14 protein-coding genes are annotated in these 20,677 nt (G+C 40.1%); 9 read left to right on the top strand and 5 right to left on the bottom strand.

The window, feature by feature from the left end; genetic code table 11:
* Positions 1-153: 153 nt before the first annotated feature.
* Positions 154-2,031, bottom strand: a complete 1,878-nt coding sequence (gene scyA, locus RMZ42_RS09035; protein ID WP_322671099.1) for a scytonemin biosynthesis protein ScyA — start codon at positions 2,029-2,031, stop codon at positions 154-156.
* Positions 2,032-3,695: 1,664 nt separating this feature from the next.
* Between scyA and RMZ42_RS09030 the strand changes: the two genes are divergently transcribed.
* Both RMZ42_RS09030 and RMZ42_RS09025 read left to right on the top strand, forming a co-directional pair.
* Positions 3,696-5,675 (top strand): scytonemin biosynthesis sensor histidine kinase, encoded by a 1,980-nt coding sequence (locus tag RMZ42_RS09030; protein WP_322671124.1) that lies wholly within the window; start codon positions 3,696-3,698, stop codon positions 5,673-5,675.
* Between the two features lie 114 nt (positions 5,676-5,789).
* Complete coding sequence (locus tag RMZ42_RS09025; protein ID WP_322671098.1) at positions 5,790-6,662, top strand: response regulator transcription factor; 873 nt, start codon at positions 5,790-5,792, stop codon at positions 6,660-6,662.
* Positions 6,663-6,671: 9 nt separating this feature from the next.
* Here RMZ42_RS09025 and RMZ42_RS09020 read toward each other — a convergent pair whose 3' ends face one another.
* Both RMZ42_RS09020 and RMZ42_RS09015 read right to left on the bottom strand, forming a co-directional pair.
* Positions 6,672-7,874, bottom strand: coding sequence for an AAA family ATPase (locus RMZ42_RS09020; protein WP_322671097.1), 1,203 nt, complete (start codon positions 7,872-7,874; stop codon positions 6,672-6,674).
* 441 nt (positions 7,875-8,315) lie between these two features.
* Positions 8,316-9,497: an ATP-binding protein gene (locus tag RMZ42_RS09015; protein ID WP_322671096.1), complete on the bottom strand. Its 1,182-nt coding sequence runs from the start codon at positions 9,495-9,497 to the stop codon at positions 8,316-8,318.
* 45 nt (positions 9,498-9,542) lie between these two features.
* Here RMZ42_RS09015 and RMZ42_RS09010 point away from each other — a divergent pair, with 45 nt between their 5' ends.
* Complete coding sequence (locus RMZ42_RS09010) at positions 9,543-10,106, top strand: Uma2 family endonuclease (protein ID WP_322671095.1); 564 nt, start codon at positions 9,543-9,545, stop codon at positions 10,104-10,106.
* Positions 10,107-10,128: 22 nt separating this feature from the next.
* Here the strand turns inward: RMZ42_RS09010 and RMZ42_RS09005 are convergent, their stop codons facing one another.
* Positions 10,129-11,220: a WD40 repeat domain-containing protein gene (locus RMZ42_RS09005; RefSeq protein ID WP_322671094.1), complete on the bottom strand. Its 1,092-nt coding sequence runs from the start codon at positions 11,218-11,220 to the stop codon at positions 10,129-10,131.
* Between the two features lies 1 nt (position 11,221).
* Complete coding sequence (locus RMZ42_RS09000) at positions 11,222-12,790, bottom strand: NACHT domain protein (protein ID WP_322671093.1); 1,569 nt, start codon at positions 12,788-12,790, stop codon at positions 11,222-11,224.
* A gap of 618 nt (positions 12,791-13,408) precedes the next feature.
* Here RMZ42_RS09000 and RMZ42_RS08995 point away from each other — a divergent pair.
* From RMZ42_RS08995 to RMZ42_RS08970, 6 genes are all read left to right on the top strand, one after another.
* On the top strand, positions 13,409-14,155 hold the full coding sequence (locus tag RMZ42_RS08995) for a GDSL-type esterase/lipase family protein (RefSeq protein ID WP_322671092.1): 747 nt from the start codon (positions 13,409-13,411) through the stop codon (positions 14,153-14,155).
* A 161-nt stretch (positions 14,156-14,316) separates the two neighbouring features.
* A complete protein-coding gene (locus tag RMZ42_RS08990; protein ID WP_322671091.1) occupies positions 14,317-14,751 on the top strand; it encodes a hypothetical protein in 435 nt (144 codons plus the stop codon).
* 696 nt (positions 14,752-15,447) lie between these two features.
* The gene (locus tag RMZ42_RS08985; protein ID WP_322671090.1) at positions 15,448-16,734 is read left to right on the top strand and encodes a cation:proton antiporter; all 1,287 of its coding nucleotides are present in this window, start codon (positions 15,448-15,450) and stop codon (positions 16,732-16,734) included.
* 270 nt (positions 16,735-17,004) lie between these two features.
* Positions 17,005-19,215 carry a cation:proton antiporter gene (locus RMZ42_RS08980; protein ID WP_322671089.1) on the top strand — a complete coding sequence of 737 codons (2,211 nt, stop codon included), beginning with the start codon at positions 17,005-17,007 and terminating at the stop codon, positions 19,213-19,215.
* Between the two features lie 4 nt (positions 19,216-19,219).
* Positions 19,220-19,702, top strand: a complete 483-nt coding sequence (locus tag RMZ42_RS08975; protein WP_322671088.1) for a hypothetical protein — start codon at positions 19,220-19,222, stop codon at positions 19,700-19,702.
* 106 nt (positions 19,703-19,808) lie between these two features.
* The gene (locus tag RMZ42_RS08970) at positions 19,809-20,642 is read left to right on the top strand and encodes an AMIN domain-containing protein (protein WP_322671087.1); all 834 of its coding nucleotides are present in this window, start codon (positions 19,809-19,811) and stop codon (positions 20,640-20,642) included.
* Positions 20,643-20,677 lie beyond the last annotated feature (35 nt).

Raw genomic sequence — 20,677 nt, 5'->3', positions numbered from 1 at the left:
AGTGGAGTTTCTGACTAAAAGAAAACTTTTGTCGCTTCTAAACTCATCCTTTCTCTTTTACTGAATTAACTAATCAAAACTGCGTTGTAAATTCAGCTTGATTGCAGTGTTTTAGTGTCTATAACAATTGAATGAGATTGCAAACTTTTAAAATCAAACCATTGGAAATGAAACCTGCTTGGCTGGATTTTTAGCGGCATTTGATTTAATTCCTTGTGCTGCCAAACTCTTATTACGTCCGCCAGAAGGTGCTGGGCGGTCGGCATCAATCACTACATCAATGAGAAAAGGGACATTTGATGCGATCGCTTGTTGTAATGCAGCTTCAATATCCGACTCTCTGACGACAACGATCGCTTCTGCTCCCATCCCACGAGCAATCATCGCAAAGTTTGTTGGTGGCATTGTTGCATCTGCGCCCTTTAATCCCAAGATTTTCATTCCTTGATGGCACATGTTGTAACGCGCATCGTTGAGTACAATCCAGATTGCCGGAATTTTGTATTTCACGGCTGTGCTGATTTCGTTATTCATCAGCATTGCTCCATCGCCGACAATCCCTACAGCCTTGCTTTTGCTCGCCAGTGCTGCACCCAATACTCCGGTGACGGCGTGACCCATTGCTCCGACTCCGGTACTGACTCGGTAACGATTGGCTTCGGAAAATTGGAGTAGATGCGTTGACCAAGTAAACGAGTTACCACACTCCGCCATGACTACGGCATCGCTATCTTCAACAATTATCTTTTGAATTGCTGCCATCAATACTTCTGGCCGCACTGGATAATCTACCTCTGTAGCAGGTTCAATTTCTTTGTGTTCTGGACGAGGCAGCGACATTGTAGAATCAGGAGCATCCGGCAATTGCTGCAACAACTCTTTCACAAAAGCTTTGATATCAGAGCGAACTGGGAAAGTTTCAACGTGGGGATAGGCTACACCTGGCACTTCTGGGTCAATATCAACATGGACAAAACCTCCTTTTGGAACTAGCGCCGAACTCCAGAAAGAAGTCGGTTCGCCAAGACGGGTTCCTAATACGAGTGTGCGTAGTGGAGGTTGCTGTTCCATATAAGTTAAGACGGAAGCATGACCGCCTAAACCTGTAACACCCACAAATTGGGGATGATCTTCAGGGAAAATACCTTTAGCACGGGGCGAACACATAACGGCGGCTCCGGTTTTTTCAGCCAGTTCCAGAATTTCCTCTGCTGCGTCACGCGCACCGAAACCAACCCAGATAGCAAAGGGGCCAGATGATAATAACTCTACAGATTTAGCGATCGCTTCTTTGGAAGCAGTCATCGGAAACGGAGAAATATCTAGCTGGGGTAAAGCTATATTCTCAACTAAACTTGTTTGCACACTGGTGGGAATGCTCAAATGGGCAACAAATCCGCCTGGTTGCGCCATCGCTAATGCAAGTTTACGGAAAATCTGCGGTAGTTGAGCCGCAGATTCAATCGTGACTGCATAGTTGAATAACGCTCCTGGGGTAAAAATTCCTCCACTGGGCAATGTGTAAGTGCTGGTTTCTTGAATAGCCCAACGTCCACGCTGCGGTGCTGAGGTACAAGCCGACAACAAAATCACCTTTGCACCTTCACCACGAGCCGCAAATAACCCGGTGAGGGCGTTAGTGATCCCCGGCCCTGCTGTGGTAAAAACTACAGTCGGGCGATTATTCGCAAAGTAAGCCTCGGTGGCTGCAAATGCTGCTCCTGCTTCATGGCGGAAGTTCAATACCTCTATGCTGCTATTGGATAGCGCACCCCAAAGGCTGGCCATCGCACCACCTGCGACACCAAAAGCGTAGCTTACTCCCAAATTTTCCAACATTTGAGCGATCGCATCGGCAACTGAGAGCGTTGGGGCTGTTTCATCGTTTAAAAAAGCCTGAATTCCCCCATTATTCTCCGATTCATCAAGCTGACGGGAGTCAGACACAGATTCTACATATCTGTTTGCGGGAAGTTCCTTGTATGGCTCAGTGGTGATGAGAGGATTTGAACCAGTATAGTTTTGACTCATTGGTTTCACGTAATTTCAGAAAGTTATACAAAGGCTTTTTAGTTTACAATCACAGCGCTAGAAATATTTATTACAAACAACTCTGTTGTTTCTTGCAGCGATGACCTAGCTTGGTCAAGAGTAGAAATGGCGAATCGCTGCTGATTGATGCTTGTGAGCGCAGTACCAAAAAATTTTTACCAAAAGCATACAACAGTTGAGGCTGTGCTTCTTGCCACCAGAATAAAGGAGATGAAGACTGTTGTACAATCAAAAATCTTTTGATAAGGATGTCAAATTTTTCGCTTCTATGTGATGACTACAGTATTTAAGTAGATCGGCGGTAGTTCGGTGGGAAAAAACTAAGATTGTGTAAAGGTGTAGAAACTGGTAATTAACCGAAGTTAAGCGTGTCTCAGAATGTTTACAAAACTTAATATAGTTAGCTTTAATAGCACCGATCTAATTAAGAAACGCTTGGTAAGTTTCTTGACCGCTACAATAAAAACCTAATTTACAATGAAAAATCTTTTGATGTATGTGTCAATTTTTTTGCTTTTTTCGTGATTGTCACATTTGCAACTTAGCCACCTGAAAGATTGATATTCTGCAATCGCAGAACCGACACATTACCAAATTTGCAATAGGAAATCTTTTGATCTGGGTGTCAATTCTTTTGCTTTAGAACTTACACAATTTTTTATCCGAATTTAAGCATGAGGCGATTTAGCGGTCTTTATATTGCCACCAAAAACTCTTTGAGTCAATTATTTGTAACGATAAATACATCATTTTTTAACTTTCTATAGTTCCTTTGAGAGATGACAAAACATTCAGGGCATGAATATCTTTAAAAAAGTGTTTTTGATAATGCATAAATCAACAGTATATACCTAATATACGAATACGGACTTCGTTTCTGAAAGAAAACATACAATAAAACACATAATTTTTACGTATATCAGTAATACAAATGTACTTCTTACGACAGATGACTAAGCATATTCTTCTATAGTTAAATTCCTGAGAAGGTAGGTTAAGATAAATTAAGAAAATAAGTTGATAAGTTGAAGTTTATTCATTTAAGCCAGACCCACTACCGCAAATTCATTTATGTTGAAAATCAAAGGACTCTACACAACTAGTTTGCCAAAATTCTTGCTAAGGAAAAGGCTAAAGGAGAAAAATTTTTATTCTTTAACCTTTCCCCAGTGGAAATCCCAGGAATTTTAGATTGGTGAACTCTTATAAAGAGGTAGCACTGCTACATCTTTACAAGGGTTATTGCTAATGCGTAGTTAATTTCTAAAGATGTCTATTAGTTAGTTGTCATACAGGGCTAGGTTAAATTTAAAATATTTTTTTTACTTATAGATTAAGAGCGTTGAACTTTTATCTAACAGGGCTGATTGACCGCTCTAAATTTTGTATATAAAAACTTGTTTAAGTCAATAATTAAAAAAATATTTACTTTAGTTTTTTAGAAAAATTTGGTTTAATAATTCACCTTTTCCTGGTATGATAAGTTTTATTAAGAATAATTAGTAATATTTTTTAATATACTAATTATTTTGACTATTTTTATTTTTTAACAGCCAAACAGTACACCAAAGATTTTGGGAATTTATGACTATTAACTCTTTAATGGGAATGGTGCTGATTGATTACCAGGAGGAAGTATGAACATGAATTCTGGCGAATATACACTAGCTAGATCGAACAATCAATGGGCACTGCAACCAGAAATAGAGATGAAGTTTGCTCACTTCCTAATAAATCACGCTGTAGATGCTGCCTTTTGTTTAGGAGCAAACGGGCAGTTTCTTTACGTCAACGATGCCACTTGCCTGATGACTGAGTATTCCCGTGAGGAATTACTTTCTATGAGGCTGCATGATATAGATGTAGATTTTTCGCAGCATAATTGGTCAGATATTAGCTCACAGGGTTCCCTTACCTTTAAATCTCGCTATCGGGCAAAAGGAGGTCGGATATTTCTGGTAGAAATATCGATGAACTATGTAAAACACCAAGATATGGAATTTGGCTGTGCCTTTGCTCGTGAGAAAACGGATGAAATAGTAGAATTGAGCGTCCAAAAGTGGACCGATGAATTAAAAGATGCCAAAGACAATTTGCAACAAGAATTTTCTCAACTCAAGGACAAAGAAGTAGAACTAGAAACATCTCTTTCTTTACTTCGCTCTACTCTTGAGTCTACTGCTATTGGTATTGTTGCAGTTAACTTTGAGGGAGATATTCTGAGCTTGAATCAGAAATTTGTGGATATGTGGCAGATCCCAGAGTCCCTAATACTATCTAAGAAATGTCCTCGATGCAAATCCTTTTTTGAGAGCCAACTAAAAGATCCACAAGCCTTTAGTCGGCTGATTTGGGAAGTATCTAGCCAATCTGATTTCGAGAGTTACGACATTCTAGAGTTGAAAGATGGGAGAGTTTTCGCGCACTATTCTAAACCTCAATTGCTTGAGGGTAAAATTATTGGGAGAGTGTGGAGTATTTGGGACATTACTGAATCGAAACAGACTGAAGAAGCATTACGACTGAACGCAACTAGATTTCGGACTTTAGCAGAAACGACAGATGCCGGTACTTTTCTGATTCAAGGTACGCGGCTTTGCTACATAAATCCGGCAGTAGAGCAACTCACTGGCTACACAAAAGAGGAACTACTAACAGGTTTCGATCTTCGCCGACTGATTAAGAGCAAAAAACGCAGGCAAGTACGTAAGCAGGATGAAGCCGCTGATTTTGAATACCAGGAGATGAATATTTTAACAAAAAACGGTACGGAGCGCTGGCTAGCTTGTGCAGTTGCCAAGCTTGACGGAGTGCTGGATTTTGGGGGAAACCCAGTCGAATTAATTGCAGGTATCGATATTACCGATTACAAATATGCAGAATTAGGTCTTAACCAAGCTTTAGAACAAGCCAAACAACTTAGCGAACTTAGAGCGCGTTTTCTTGCTATGGTTTGCCATCAATTCCGAACTCCACTGAATATTGTTTCATTTTCTAATAGTTTACTTAAAGAAGAAGTAGACAAACGTACACAGAAGAAAATCCAACCATTACTCGATCACATTCAAAAAGCCACCGAACAATTGAGCCTGATGTTGGATGATATTTTGTTCTTCTCGAAAGCAGAATCAGCAAAATTAAACTTTGAACCCAAACCGCTTGAGTTAGTTCAGTTTTGTGAGGATTTAGTTGCACAAATGCAGATGATTGTTAGCCAAAAAACAATCAATTTTGTCAGTCAAGATAAAACTCTAACAGCATATATAGATAAAAAATTGCTAGAGCCGATTTTGAAGAATTTGCTTGATAACGCAATTAAGTATTCTATCTCGAATCTGGCAATTAATTTAGAACTATCTTGCCAAAATGAAAAAATAATTTTCCAAGTGAAAGATAGGGGGATCGGTATTTCAGTAGTAGACCAACAACGAATATTTGAGCCATTTTACCGTGGTAGTAATATCGATCATATACCTGGCACTGGACTAGGACTATCGATTCTTAAAACCCTTGTGGATTTACATCACGGTCAAGTTTCTGTAGAAAGTGAAGTTGATGTCGGCTCTACGTTTACTGTAATGCTGCCATTAATCAAATCAGAGTTGACCTGTTTCGAGTTATGAGTGTTGAAATGAAGATAGTTATTAACTAAAAATTTAACAATCATAACTCTCGGAACGAGTCTATTTAGATATTCAGCAAATAGTCTAGTAATTAGCTTCTGCAAAAAGAAAATTATGTCCGAATCGTCAAAGAAAATTCTCGTTATTGAAGATGATAACGTTACTCGCAATCTTTATTTAAAGGGTCTTGAGGGTAAAGGTTTTGATACAATAGGTGCTGACAACGGTCTTGCTGGCATCCACCAAGCACAAAAGCGTATACCCGACTTAGTGATTTGCGATATCACGATGCCCGATATGGATGGTTATAACGTTTTAACTACACTACGCCAAGATCCTCAGACAGCAATTATTCCTTTCATTTTTCTGACTGGCAGTAGTACTAGAGCAGATGTTCGCAAAGCTATGGAATTGGGAGCAGATGACTATCTTAGCAAACCCTCGACACTAGACGAATTGCTCAGAGCGATCGCTACTCGCTTGGAAAAACAAGCTAATCTTCAATACTGGTGTTCTAGGAAATTAGAGAAAGCTCCAAAATCATCAGCATTTACAGATGATACTACAGCGATCGCTGTCGGTGTTGCCATCGCCTCTGAGAAAGAAGCAAACATTCCTCCTAAGTCAATCTTTCCCAACATTCCGCAATTAAAAGAAGTTTTCGACTTTATCGAGGCCCATTATCATGAAGGAATTACTTTGTGTGATGTGGCTGTTGCTGTTGGTTACTCATCGGCTTACTTAACTAACCGAGTAAAGGAGACAAGTGGAGAGACTGTAAACTGCTGGATTGTCAAACGCCGGATGGCGGAAGCTTGTTTTTTACTCCAAAATAATAATCACACAGTCGAGAAGATAGCGAAAGCATTAGGCTATCAGGATGTGTCTCATTTCTCCCGTCAGTTTCGCCAACATCACGGTTTACCTCCCCAAGCTTGGCGCAAAGAGCATCAGCTTGTATCGCAAAAACAGGTAAAATTGTGGTGAAAGTAGATTTTATACAAATAGTTGTGTAAATTCATATATTAAATCCACCCTACCTTTACGTAACATGGCTGGATCTAATCTTTCAGTAGTATTACAAGTCATCAAGACAACTAACCGTTGCTGCATCTGAATACCAGAATCATCAATTACACTCTGATACAAAGTGCCATCTAGCAAACTTAGAATGTGTTCGGTTTTGTTATTGTATTGCGCTACCTCCGAAGCACGATTTTGCGCTAGATTATCAGCTTCGTTAATAACAATACAAATACGTTCTATGTAAGTTGGTGGGACAAAATTAGCGATCGCATCATGATCTAAAATAAAAATTACATACCCTAAAGGTACAAGAATTTCTTTTGCTACTGCCTGTGTCCAGACTGTTTTACCAGTACCTGGTTGTCCATGTACAACAACCGCTAACTGGTTTTGATTTAAAATCGCTTGCTGTACAGAATCAGTAAAGTTTTGGATATCTGCGGGAAATGTCCGAATGTTAAATTGACTATGAACTTTGCCTACACGACTTTGATATCCACTCAGCATCACTGCTAAGTCGTAAGTTGCTTTGTTAATTAGTGGCGCGAGATTTTTCGCCATTAAAGTATATTGTCGTCGGCCGCGATCGTAAGGATCGATTTGCAACCAAATGTCATACTTAGACCAGTAAGCGTAAACAGTATTAATAACGTCTAAGCGTTCCCAGCTAACAAATTTATCTATCGGAAAGTAAAAATCTCTTTCTGAGTGATACTGAGTAATAATATCAGGATTACCCAATACACCTAAAACTCGCAGTACAGTAATTTCTTGCAGTCGATTCAGAACATAATCAATAGGAATACTACTACGACTGACAAATTGGACAATAGGTGTTTCCGTACTCAAAACATCTTTGTAGCGATGATCTGGTGATTGCGGATCTGGCGTGATGTAATTCCAAAACTTTTCAACTTCGTAGCGGGTATTATCAGATACAACACTTAATAAATTAGCCCACCAAGCATAATTATTTCGTCCTAAAACATCAGCAATATTACTCGCCAAATTCAAACTTTTTTGACTTAATTCGCGGGAGTCACTGTACAATAGTTGCCATAAAAATCCCCAGTCTAATTCTCGATTAAACGGTCGCCAACCGCAAGCAAGTAAGCTTTGCCGAGTATTATTTGTAGGACTGCCTTCATTGCTTCTAAAATAGTCAAAATCCATATTTATCGGTTATGCAGCGTTAATTAAGTTATTTTGTGTTAAGTAGAAAGTTTTGAAAATTTTTTCTCGTAATATCAACTAATTGCGTGCAAATGGTAATTTTATTTCCACTGTACTGGCGAAGAAGTCTTTTTAATTTAACTCATTACTATTGTAGTACACTGCATTACAAAAAACTACTTATGTCAACTTTTTTGACAAACCAATTGGTAAGTGACTGCTTACTTTTAGCGATTGATGTACCTGCACTACTTATCCGTCTGTAGATGAGGACTTACAGCATATTTCAAGTTGATGAAGTACACAAGCTAGCCTGAAGGTACAAAGCTTGTTTTACTTCTGTTAGCGCAGTGGGGCATAGCCCATTCTGATTCCTGAATTCTGACTCTTGAATTCTGCTGTATATCATGTCCGTGGATATTTTTCAGAAGGTTTTATTTGCTATTTACCTAGCCAGTCTCGAAAGCTGGAATGATACAGACTGTAATGGGTTTCTGAGGCGATTTGTTTTTGCTGTAAGAACTCTAGCCAATTTTCTAGGACTTCTTCAACTTCATACTCATCAGTATCAATGATTTGTGCGATGCCTGCGGCGGGTTGCGCCAACGCTTCCACCGATATTGCTTTTTGCTGCTGGATTAAAACATCTAACACATCTGTGCTATGTTTCGTCTTTTGTTCGGATGGAAACATTTTGTGTAAATGCTGCTGATAATATGCCTCTAAACCAGGCGTGAGTTGATTGTACTGGAAAGGTATTAGGTAGAAATTTTCTGCAATCGCACTTATTACCTGACTGAGATACATAAAATTATTTTCGCTCAAAGCGGTGAGGCGATCGCAGAATTCTTGCTGATTAATCTGGTGATTACTCAGCCAAAATTTAAGATCCCCCCTAATTCCCGTTAACAAGGGGGGAATATTGCCTTCCTTTTCAAGGGGGGTTGGGGGGATCTCTTCATCGGGGGTTAGGTAATTTTGAATATATGCTTGAATATCTCGCCGATTTTGTTCTGGATAATCTGCTAAATCAAGACTTTGGGACGGCGTTTCAATTAATAAACCCGACTTCTCCCGCAAGAAAGGTCTACGAGTGAGGAGGAAATAGACCCCATCCGGGAGATAGCGGGGGAGATAAAACAGATTTGTACCAGGTGGTTGGCTGTTACGGTCAATGCAATTTAATCCATCAATGGCAATTATCAGTTTTTGATCGGGTTCTAACTCATCACTGATTTGCTGGAGAAGACTAGAGAAAAACCAACTTCCCTCTGTGGCGTTATCAGGCAGGGAGGTGTAATTAAGCGAGTATTGATTAATGAGTTGCGTGCAGATATTTATGAGAAATTCGTCAGCACGATTTTTACCCTCAAGTTCGGCATTGTAATAAATAACTTGAGGATTGTTTGTCACATATTTGGCGAGGATGGCACTTTTACCGCTACCGGGTGCGCCAATGATAGTGAAGTAACCCTGGTGATGGCGGTGGAGAAAGTTGTTAATAGCAATGAAAACAAATTCACGACCGACAAAGTTTTGGCTTTTTTCTTGAATGATTTGCTCAAACTCCGTGGGATGTCCTCTGGAATTGATTGCAGTGGGTGGTTTGGGTGGTGAATTCATGATTTTGGAGAATAATTAAAAGATGAGGCAACAGTGGAGGTGGCGATGTCTATACAATTGCTAAGACGGAAATTCACAGTTGAGCAATATCATAAGATGGTTGAGTCGGGGATTCTCACAGAGGATGACCGAGTGGAATTGATTCGGGGAGAGATTATTGAGATGTCGCCGATTGGGACAAAACACGCTGCTTGTGTAAATCGACTAGTTAATCTGTTGGTGCAGCTGTTGGGTAAACGGGTTATACTTGCTGCTCAAAATCCGATCGCGTTGAACGATAACTCAGAACCTCAGCCAGATGTGGCATTACTTAAACCCCGTAATGATTTCTACGCCACAGCACACCCCCAACCCCAGGATATTTTTTTATTAATTGAAGTATCTGATTCGACTGTGATGTATGACCGGGAAGAGAAAATTCCTTTATATGCGGAAGCAAACATAATTGAAGTTTGGTTAGTAGATATTAACGAGCAAATTGTGGAAGTTTATCAACAACCAACAGCCGCAGGATATCAGCTGATGCAAAAGTTCACTAGCGGTCAAACTTTATCAATTCAAGCCTTCCCTGACGTTAATATTACCGTCAAAGAAATCTTTGGCAGATAAAATTATTTCTTTCCTCATTCCTCTATCTTGTCTCAAGACGCAAAAAATGCACCCTACCTGATGCTTCACCTGCCACAATTGTCATGCCATCTGATGCAACAGCACAGCAGGTTAATGCACTTTCCCCTGTAAAACTGGCTATTACATTCTGACTTTCCAAATCCAAGACTTGGATAGAGTTGTCGTATGAAATATGATAAATCAAATGCTTACTATCTGGCGTAACTGTAACAGTATTTACTTGATTGCCGTTGCCTGTAATACTAAAAATTTCTTGCCCTGTTTTCAAATTCCAAACTTTGAGAGTATTGTCTATTGAGCTAGAAATCACCTGTTTACCATTAGGTGTCAAAGCTACGGCTTGTACAGAGTCAGTATGACCTATTAATGTGTAAAGCTCTGTTCCTGTTTCCAAATCCCAAATTTTGATCGTTTTGTCATTTGAACCAGAAATCAGGAGTTTATCGTCAGGCGTCACTACTATTGTATTTATCTTGTCAGTATGTCCTGTAAAAGAGGAAATTTCCTTGCCTATTTCTAGATCCCATACTTTTAGCGTTTTATCGTTTGAACCAGAAATTATGTATTTACCGTTGGAAGTAACGGTAATAGCATCTACTGAACTGCTATGACCAGTGAGCGTGCGTAGCAAAGTTCGACCAGGGGGATCTAAACTAGGTATCAGTGGGCGAAACCAAGGTTGAGGTTGAGATTGTGATTGCTTGACCATCATCAAAAAAGCTTTAATCTCTGGTAATTCAAAAGATAGTAAACGCCCCCATAATTGAGGTAATAACTCTATCTGGTTTTTGTTCAAAATATGTGCTGATAGCCGTAATGTTCCTTCAATTAATTTCAGAACATGAATTTTATTTTGGTTATACTCTGGGTTTTTTAATACCTCTGAATCCTTAATCAAATCATAATCTTCAATTAGCGGCTGCACTCCAAACTCAGGATGGTTAATCTTTGCCACCATAAAATCAAAATTAGTTAGGGTTTGGTAATACTTCTCTAATTTGCCTGACTTCACCAAGTTTGGCGCTAAACTACCCAAGTAAGCACGTTGAAAAGCGGGACTTTGTGCCGCTAATTTGTCAGCGAATTCTCCCATCTCACGCCATCTTTTGTACAAGATATTCCGCAATGCGTTGATTAACCTCTTGAAATAGCTTCCGTTTAGAATCCAGAACCCGTTTATATTTCAAAAAGTCTAAAAAACTAGCGTGATAGATGCTGTAGCAGTATTCTCCCTCTATATTCAACAGCTTCAAATACTCAACCCACTCATCTAAAACTAATTGCACATTATATTCATCCTGTTCAGCAATAGCTGCTATTATCTCACAAGGAATTGGTGTACCAATCTCCACTAAAATAAATAAGATAAATACCTTTACTTCCTGGGGTTTTTCATCCATCCCCATCCGCCGCCAATGATCTTGATAATATTCTTGCAAACCATCGGGTAATTGCTTTAAAATCAGGTCTTTATAGTCACCTTTAGTAATTCCTGGCAAAACATAGCGCAGGTACATGAAATTATTTTCACTTTTAGTTGCTACCTGCTCAACAAAATCGTTATCATAAATATTGCGGTCTTGCATCCATTGTCTAAGTGCATTTTTATAGTCTTGATCAACATTTAAAAAGAACCGAATATACTCCTTGATATCTTCACGACTTAAATTAATATACTGACTTCCCCTTAAATCTAGTTCCTCTACGGGGACATCTGGTGCAGACAAGCGTTTTTTATCTATAGTATAAGGTCGTCTAGTCAGCAGAAAATAAACACGCTCAGGAAGCGACGGTGGTAAATCTAAAAGATTACCCCCTGCTTCTTGTTCCACTTCATCCAGAGCATCAATTACAATTACAACATGTTCGCCAGCAGTCAGTTTTTTGCTAACCTGTTCTAGTAAATCTGCTAAATTAGCTTTTTCGGCATTCTGCAACTGGTAACGCTTAATTAATTGTTTGCGAATACTGTCAAGAAATAGCTCCGCTCGATTACGACCGTCTGAGCGAATATTAAAATAGCATGGTGATTTATTGTCCCAAATATATTTAGCAGCGATGGTACTCTTCCCCATCCCCGCATCACCCATTACAGTGAAGTAACCACTGCGATTTTTGGTGATAAATTGGTTAAATGTCTCAAAAACGAACTTACGGCCGCAAAACGAGCGAATTTTCTCTCTAATTAACGACTTAAATTCTGCTGGATACTCGTCTAAATTCCAATCAGGGAAAGGCTCAAACTCTTTGGATTTGCTTTTTTTGGCAATCTGAATAAATATTTCCCCAAATTCCTCTAACTGCGATCGCAGTTTAATTCTCAATAATCGGATATCATATTCTAAATCCTTACCCTGCAAAAACTTTTCTACTTCCTTGCAGAAACCCAAGGGATTATTTGCAGTATAAGCACTCCAAAAAGCATTTTTAATCTTGTTTTCTCTAAAAAGATTCAGAATTGCTTCTGGCTTACCCACACCATACTCAATTAAAGAGTAAACATAAACACCATCAACATCTTTAGGTGGTTGTACTGGGTCAAAATTGAATTGTTTTCTTAAGGTTCTAACAACACTTTCATTGTGTTGAGCTTGATTGATAACTAGAGAAGCCGCAGGTTTAGCAATATTCTTAAGTGCATTAACTACAAGGTCAATACTCATCTTCGCTAACGGTAGAGATAATTTTTACACCTGCAACCTATCCTAACCACACATGGTAAAATTTACCCCAGCCACCGCCATATAATAGCGATACTTTCAGTAAGATTTGTTAACGCTCTCTCTTCCTTCTTCCTCTGTGTCCTCTGCACCTCGCAGTTCGATTCTCACACTCATTTGGCAAAGTGCGTAGGCGTAGCTCGTCGTAGACATCACTCACACATACCTAAAATAAACTGAAACATAGTGCGTAGGCGTGGCCCATCGTAGACATCGCATAGCCATTTTCAGTACCAAACCCCAAACTTGAGCTTTTAAACCGCAAGTTTCACCCTCAAAGGCTCAACGTTCACCCTCAAAGGCTTAACGTTCATCTTCAGAGGCTCAACATTCACCCTCAGAAGCTCAACGTTCACCTTCAGAGGCTCAACGTTCACCTTCAGAGGCTCAACGTTCGACCTCAAAGGCTCAACGTTCACCTTCAGAGGCTCAACTGTGGCAATATTAACTTTGCAACCATATCAACAAGTAGAAACTCCATAAATGCTTGGACACTAAAGGTAGCCATCTATGGTATAGAAATGTATAGAATCTTGTAAAGATATAAAATATAGTCGTTAAATGCACACATTTCTCGCTTCTTCCTCAATGCAGCTGTCTCTACCACCAAATCACTTTCAGCCTATGAAGATTGTCGCACTGGGGGACAGCTTAATTTATGGATTCGGCGACCCGGAAAAAGGAGGCTGGATTGAGCAACTAAGGCGATGGTGGATGTTGCCGGATAGTGCCGGTCATATTCTTTATAATTTAGGGGTAAGAGGCGATCGCACCCAACAAGTAGCTCAAAGATTGGAAGTTGAATTTCGCCACCGGGGTGAACTGCGAAATCGTGTTCCTGATTTGATTATTTTATCAGTAGGCGTGAATGACTCAGCCCGGTTGGCGCGTCCCGATGGTCGAAGTTACACAGATTTTACATTGTTTGAAAAGGAAATTGCATCTCTGCTAGATTTAGCACAGCAACTTTGCCCTGTATTATTTGTGGGCATGGTGCCAGTAGATGAAGCCAAAATGCCATTTTTAGATTGTTTTTACTACAATCATGCCGACCAATACCGCTACAAAGAAGCAACTCGAATTGCTTGCAGCAAACGGCAGATTCCCTATTTGGATATTTTTGAGCAATGGATGGAACGCGGTGAAAGTTGGCGACTCAAACGCTTGAGTGAAGATGGACTTCATCCTAATACACTAGGTTATCAAGCTTTGTTAGAAGATGTAATCAATTGGGATGCCATACCTTCAATGAGCTTTGCCAATGCAGCTTACCATTCTAAATTTGATTATCACCTTAAACCATCCTAATAATTATAGATGTGTTGGTGCTTTGGGGCTAGCTGATATTCTCGTATTTGCCATCCTCGCAAAAAGCACCAAAATCTATTTATAAAAACTCTAATTTTTCTATATTATTCATTACTCCTAACTTTTAACTCCTAACTCAGCACTCAGCATTCAGCACTCCTATGACACCAACTTTATTTGGTCGCTGGCAAACTCGATTATTATTACTGATAACTGTCGGCGTACTCGTATCTTTGCCATTTGCAATGGGTTGGATTGGCCCTGGTGCTAACTCGGTTTATTTTTGGATACTTGCTTATGTCGCTATTTTTGGCTTAGGTTGGGATGTACTTTATGACTATCTCCAAAAATTCCGTTGGGATAGAGATTGGCCAGCAGTTTATCAACTCTTAGCTGGGATATGGGAATTGATATTTATATTTTGTGGAGTCAAATTATTTGGCTTTTTACCAATACCTTTACCGAAAGAAGAACTTTCACCAGGAGCTTTTTTATTGCACTATAGTATGGTATGGCTAGCAGTTTTTATTAGTTCCCAAAGCCTGATGCGAATTATCTTCCTTCGTTGGCGTTTTCGGGGTGGGGAGTGGTTGTAAAATTTCAAATTATCGAAACTAATTTAATCAAAAATTCTAGCAATTTTCAGGTAATTCAACCGTAGGGTAGGGACGCACAAATGTACGTCCCTACAGTTGATTGTGCCTCAAATAGATAAAAAAGGCTATAAATCAATACGCTTGGGTTAGCGCCAAAAACCTTAAGTTGTGTAGGCTGGGGAACCACTGCACCCTTGCAGTTTCCCGACTTGTACCCCTTCGGGGAAGCAAGCTACGCGCAGCGTCTCTCTTTGGGAGAAGCAAGTGGCATTTGAGGAACGTAGACCCGAAGCGGCTTCTCGTTCGCGTAGCGTCTCCGACAGGAGAAGAGTAACCCAACATTTTCATAGCTTTGTTGGGTTGCGCTTTGCTTTACCCAACCTACAATTTTTTACAAAGCCAAGCGTATTGGGCTATAAATCGCAAATTAACAAATCATAAAAAATCATATATGGCGATTTTAGTTTGGATGCAATATGTTGTATTGACGTACAGTTATGTGCGTTATTAAGAACAAGATGACTTTAGAAACCAAAGGAACACATTTATTGTTGTATCTCATCAAATTACAAACAGCTATCTTATGTTTACAAAATTGGCATTTGTGCTGATGTGGTAGTTATATATGAGTAAAACAAGAAAACTTTAAACTCTAGGGAAATTCTTGAATGCAGAGACATCAATCAAGGAAGTACAATGTCAAATTTTGATCTGGTTATTCGGCTATTTCTACAACTTACAGTTATTTTAACCACTTGTCGCATTGTCACGATTTTAGGACGCCGCTATCTTGGTCAAACTGATGTTGTTTGCGAAATGATCGCAGGTGTAATGCTAGGGCCATCACTTTTAGGATTGATTGCACCAGATTTTCAGCAATGGCTATTTCCTAAGCTTCCCATCATCACTGCTGTCGGACTCAAGATACCCAATCCATCGATGTCAATTTTATATGCTATCAGCCAGATTGGATTGGTAATTTATATGTTTTTGATTGGTTTAGACTTTAATACCAAACTTTTAAAACATCATATTAAAAGTGCAAGTTTGCTATCTGCGGCTGGGATTATCACTCCTTTTATTTTAGGAGCGATCGCATCTTTTTGGTTTTATCACAATGGCGATTTCTTTCAACCAAAAGTTATGCCTTGGTCAGCTGCTTTGTATTTGGGTGCATCGATGACAATTACGGCTTTTCCAATGTTAGCTCGTATTCTTTACGAACGCGGTCTTACACAAACCCGCTTCGGTACATTGGCTTTAGGTGCAGCATCGGTAGATGATGCAGTTGCTTGGTGTTTGCTGGCGATTGTGCTTGCTAGCGTGAAAAATTCTCTGAGCATAGCCATATTAGCAATTGGTGGTGGAATTTGCTATGTGCTATTTGCGATTTTTCTCGGACAACCTCTACTGAAAGCGTTCACACGCATGACAAAACGCGAAGGTGTGAACAGACAAACCCTGACTTTAATGTTGATAGTTTTGATGTTTTGTGCATGGTTTACCGATGTTACAGGTATCTATGCAATATTCGGTGCTTTTGTGTTGGGAGCAGTGACACCACGCGGAGAATTCGCCCAACAAATTCGCCAGTATACGGAGTTTTTAACTACTTCTTTTTTGTTACCGATTTTTTTTGTTTTCTCTGGATTAAATACTCAAATTGGATTGGTAAACACACTTACTTTGTGGGGAGTGACGTTGTTAATTATTGCGATCGCAATTCTCGGTAAAGGTGTTGCTTGTATGTTGGCTGCAAAATTGGCGGGGGAAAATTGGCGCGAATCTGCAACAATCGGCGCTCTGATGAATGCTCGTGGTTTGATGGAGTTAATCATCCTCAATATTGGTCTAGAACAAGGTATAATTACCCCAACTTTATTCACTATAATGGTTATTATGGCAGTTATTACAACTCTTATGGCATCACCACTGATTGCCTTTTTATTGCACGGTACAAGCTATGAGAAATCTTTGAATTAAGCAAAATTAAATATTAGATTAATTAAGTATTTAGTACAATATCTAAGCTAGTTTTGAGGGTTTTTAGTAAGCGCTTTAGTGCTGAGAAAATTAAGGACTAAAGTCCTTACTACAAACTTGATTACCCATAACGGCTACAACGGCATCGTAACAATAATTAATATAACAACGAAGCACAAATTACTCTTGGGTGTATCTAACAAGCTTGACATTTTCTAGTATTTTAAAGAATTATCTTAGGGAAACCAGATAGTTAATTTTGAGGAAACCATGCACATCGTTATTCTCGTTCTGGTTGAGGTGCTGATTGTTATTGGGCTTTCACGGCTAGTAGGGCTAGCATTTCGTTCTATTAAGCAACCGCTAGTAATTGGTGAAATTGTCGCCGGAATTATGCTCGGCCCATCTTTATTTGGGTTAGTTGCTCCCCATCTAGCAGTTAGCTTGTTTCCACCAGAAACTTTTCCTTTTCTGAATGTTTTGTCTCAGGTGGGACTAATATTTTTCATGTTTCTGATTGGGCTAGAACTAAATCCCAAATACCTCGGAGGGCAATTAGAAGTAGCAGTTTTAACTTCTCATGTCAGCATTTTGGTGCCGTTTTCTCTAGGAACATTGCTAGCGGTAGTACTTTATCCCCTAGTTTCCAATGCAAGTGTATCGTTCACCGCCTTTGCTTTATTTTTGGGGGCGGCGATGTCGATTACTGCCTTTCCAGTGTTGGCGCGAATCATTACTGAAAACAATTTACAAGGAACGCGTTTAGGAACGTTGGCGTTAACTTGTGCAGCAGTGGATGATGTGACAGCTTGGTGTCTCTTGGCAGTTGCGATCGCAGTTGCGCGAACTGGTGACTTTGCTGGTGCTGTACCCACAATTATCGCCAGCATAGTTTACATCGGCTTGATGTTGACAGCAGGTCGTTGGTTCCTACAACGCCTTGCCAAACACTACCTCCGTGCGGGAAGACTCAGCCAATTACTGCTAGCTGGGATTTATATGGCAGTGGTTGCATCGGCGCTAATCACTGAACTAATTGGGATTCACTTAATTTTTGGAGCATTTTTGCTGGGAGCAGCCATGCCCAAAAATGAAGATTTAGTCCGAGAATTGGCAATAAAAACAGAAGATTTTGTCCTAATTTTCTTGCTGCCAATATTTTTTGCCTACAGTGGTTTAAAAACGCAGATTGGCTTGCTCAACCGTCCCGAATTGTGGCTTTTGTGTGCGTTGGTTTTAGCTGTGGCGATCGCAGGCAAATATGTTGGTACTTATGTAGCAGCGCGTGTCAGTGGCATTAGTAAACGGGAAGCCTCGGCACTCGGTTGGTTAATGAATACTCGCGGCTTGACTGAGTTGATCGTGCTAAACATTGGTTTAGAGTTAAAGGTAATTTCTCCCTTAATATTTACCATGCTGGTAATTATGGCATTGGTAACTACATTCATGACCTCGCCACTGCTGGAATGGACATATCCGAAAAAGCTGATCAGGCTAGATGTGGTGGAACCGGAGTTGGAAGCAAAAACAAGTATAGACACCTCTGCTGAGAGCGAAACTTCCCCTCATCCTTTCCGAATTTTGGTGCCAGTGGCTAATCCAAATACCCAAAAAGGTTTAGTACAGTTGGCAGTAGCGTTGGCGCAGCCCGCCGTAGGTATCGCTCTCAATTACCCCTATCCTGCAATTGTTAACCCTCTTAGCCTAATTGAATTTCAAGAAGATTATGCCTTTGAAAGCACCCCAGTTGAAGCAGACCGATTAATCGCCCAGCGTCGCCAGCAGTTAGAAGAATTGATTAATACTCTCGAACCGCCAGAAACACGTTCCTGTGTGCATCCGATCGTTCGCATATCTAGCAACGTTGCCCGCGAAACAGCACAGATCGCCACATTAGAACAAGCTGATTTAATTCTCGTTGGCTGGCATCGACCAGCTTTTAGTAGTAATCGTTTAGGTGGACGAGTCGGACAAATGCTTACTACTGCCCCAGTGGATGTAGCAGTGTTTGTAGATAAAGGCAAAGAGCAATTAGAAAGTTTATTAGTACCTTATTCAGCCAATATCCATGATGATTTAGCACTAATACTAGCTTTGAGACTGCTAATCAATCGTGAGACTTGTGTGTTGCAGATATTACAGATAGTAGCAAATCACGCCAAGGAAGAATTGAATTACGAACTAAATACGATGATGGAACAATTGCCCGCCAGTGTACGCGATCGCATTGAAATCAAAATTGTCCAAGCTTCAGATCCAATCCAAGCTGTAGTCGAAGCCTCAAAAAATGTAGACCTAACAATTGCAGGCACCAGCCGCGCTTGGGGTATCGAGCGTCAAACCTTGGGAAGATATACAGATCAACTAGCCATTCAATGTTGCTCCTCCCTGCTGATTACCCGCCGTTACAGTCAAGTCACCGCTCATCTGGCTTCCATGCTTCCTGATGTTAGCAGTCAAGAGCCAACATTGAGGAACTGAGAACATGAATCATTTCAACTTCAAATCTTTAAGTTTTTACGGAGTAGCAATAATTTCAGTGCTACTGTTGTTTAAAACTGTCACTGTTTACGGAGAAAACAAACTCAAGGCTCCTCCGTCAGTTAACGGTCGCTATCGTCTAACCCTAGCGGAGAATTTGCCTAACTGTGAAAAATCGGATACTCTGACGTTAAACATTGAGCAGTCAGGTATTTACTTAAATGCCTCTGTATTACCGGCAAGCGCTAACGCCGACACTGACGAAAAGCACTCTCTGGCAGGTATCTTCAAAAATCAACAATTAAATTTATCTGGAAAAGTTAGTAAATCAATCCTTTGTAATATTCCTCGCCCCCAAAACGATCCTCTAAACTCAGTCACAATTCAAATGCAACTTGTGGATAAAGGTAATATGACAGGTCAATTAACCGTAAATGGTATTCCACAAACTCTGAAATTTACTTCTGTGCCTCAAAAAGCTAATTGAATTGGGGGTGGGTAGAGACGCGATTCATCGCGTCTACGGGATTGCAAGCGCGAAGTAAACAGCAATGTAAGTGCATTGTATGGGTTTTATGGAGCAAATAAACAGAATGAATCGGGAACTAAAAACTAGGCAATCTTACCAATGGGGCAAGCAAATATTTAGCATCAGTATATTAAGTTTTTATGCAGCGATCGCCCTCGAAACTTTTACTAATGCTGGTACACCAGGGGCAAAGCTAAATAATTGGCGTTTTTCTCCCAAGACACAGCAACTCGAAATTACTCTCTCAGCAGGCACAACCCCTCGTTATTTCTACTTAGCCCAACCCTCTCGTCTGGTTGTAGATTTACCGAATACTAAGTTGGGCAAAGTTACCACACAACAAAATTATTCTGGAGCAATTAAAAGCATTCGCATTTCTCAGCTAAACGCAAACGATACACGTATTGTCCTAGATTTAGCAGCAGGGACTGTTTTTAATCCCAAAAAGGTACAACTGCAACCAGTTTCCCGAAAAAACTCCACTCGCTGGGTATTACGTCCGGTTATTTCTGGTAAAACTGCTGCCGTAAAATCAGGAAATTCCCCTCCTTCAGCCAAGAAACAACCTCAAACACTCCAAAAGCCGCCTAGTAAACAACCTGTAACCGCTACTAATCAACAATCCCCCTTACTCACAGTTCCGCCTCCATCCAATCAACTGCCCTCAACAACTACTACTAACTCAGGGCAGCCTTTTGTCACCGTACCTGCTTTAAATCAAAATACATCCTCTCAACAACCTGCTTCGAGTCTTCCCCCTCCTTCTTTCCCAAATCAACCCAGTAATTTAAATAACATTCCTCCTTTAGGGGTGTCGGAATTTCCAATTCCAACAATCCCCAACGATCCCGAACCCCAGGTAATCGAGTTTGGTCAACCTTTACCTAAAACTAAATAAAAATTGGGAATTGGGTATGGGGCATTGGGCATTGG

The sequence above is a fragment of the Nostoc sp. DedQUE05 genome (assembly GCF_034530955.1).
GTDB lineage: Bacteria > Cyanobacteriota > Cyanobacteriia > Cyanobacteriales > Nostocaceae > Nostoc.
The sequence above is the reverse complement of the archived record's forward strand: the minus strand, read 5'-3'. Positions and strand labels throughout refer to the sequence as shown.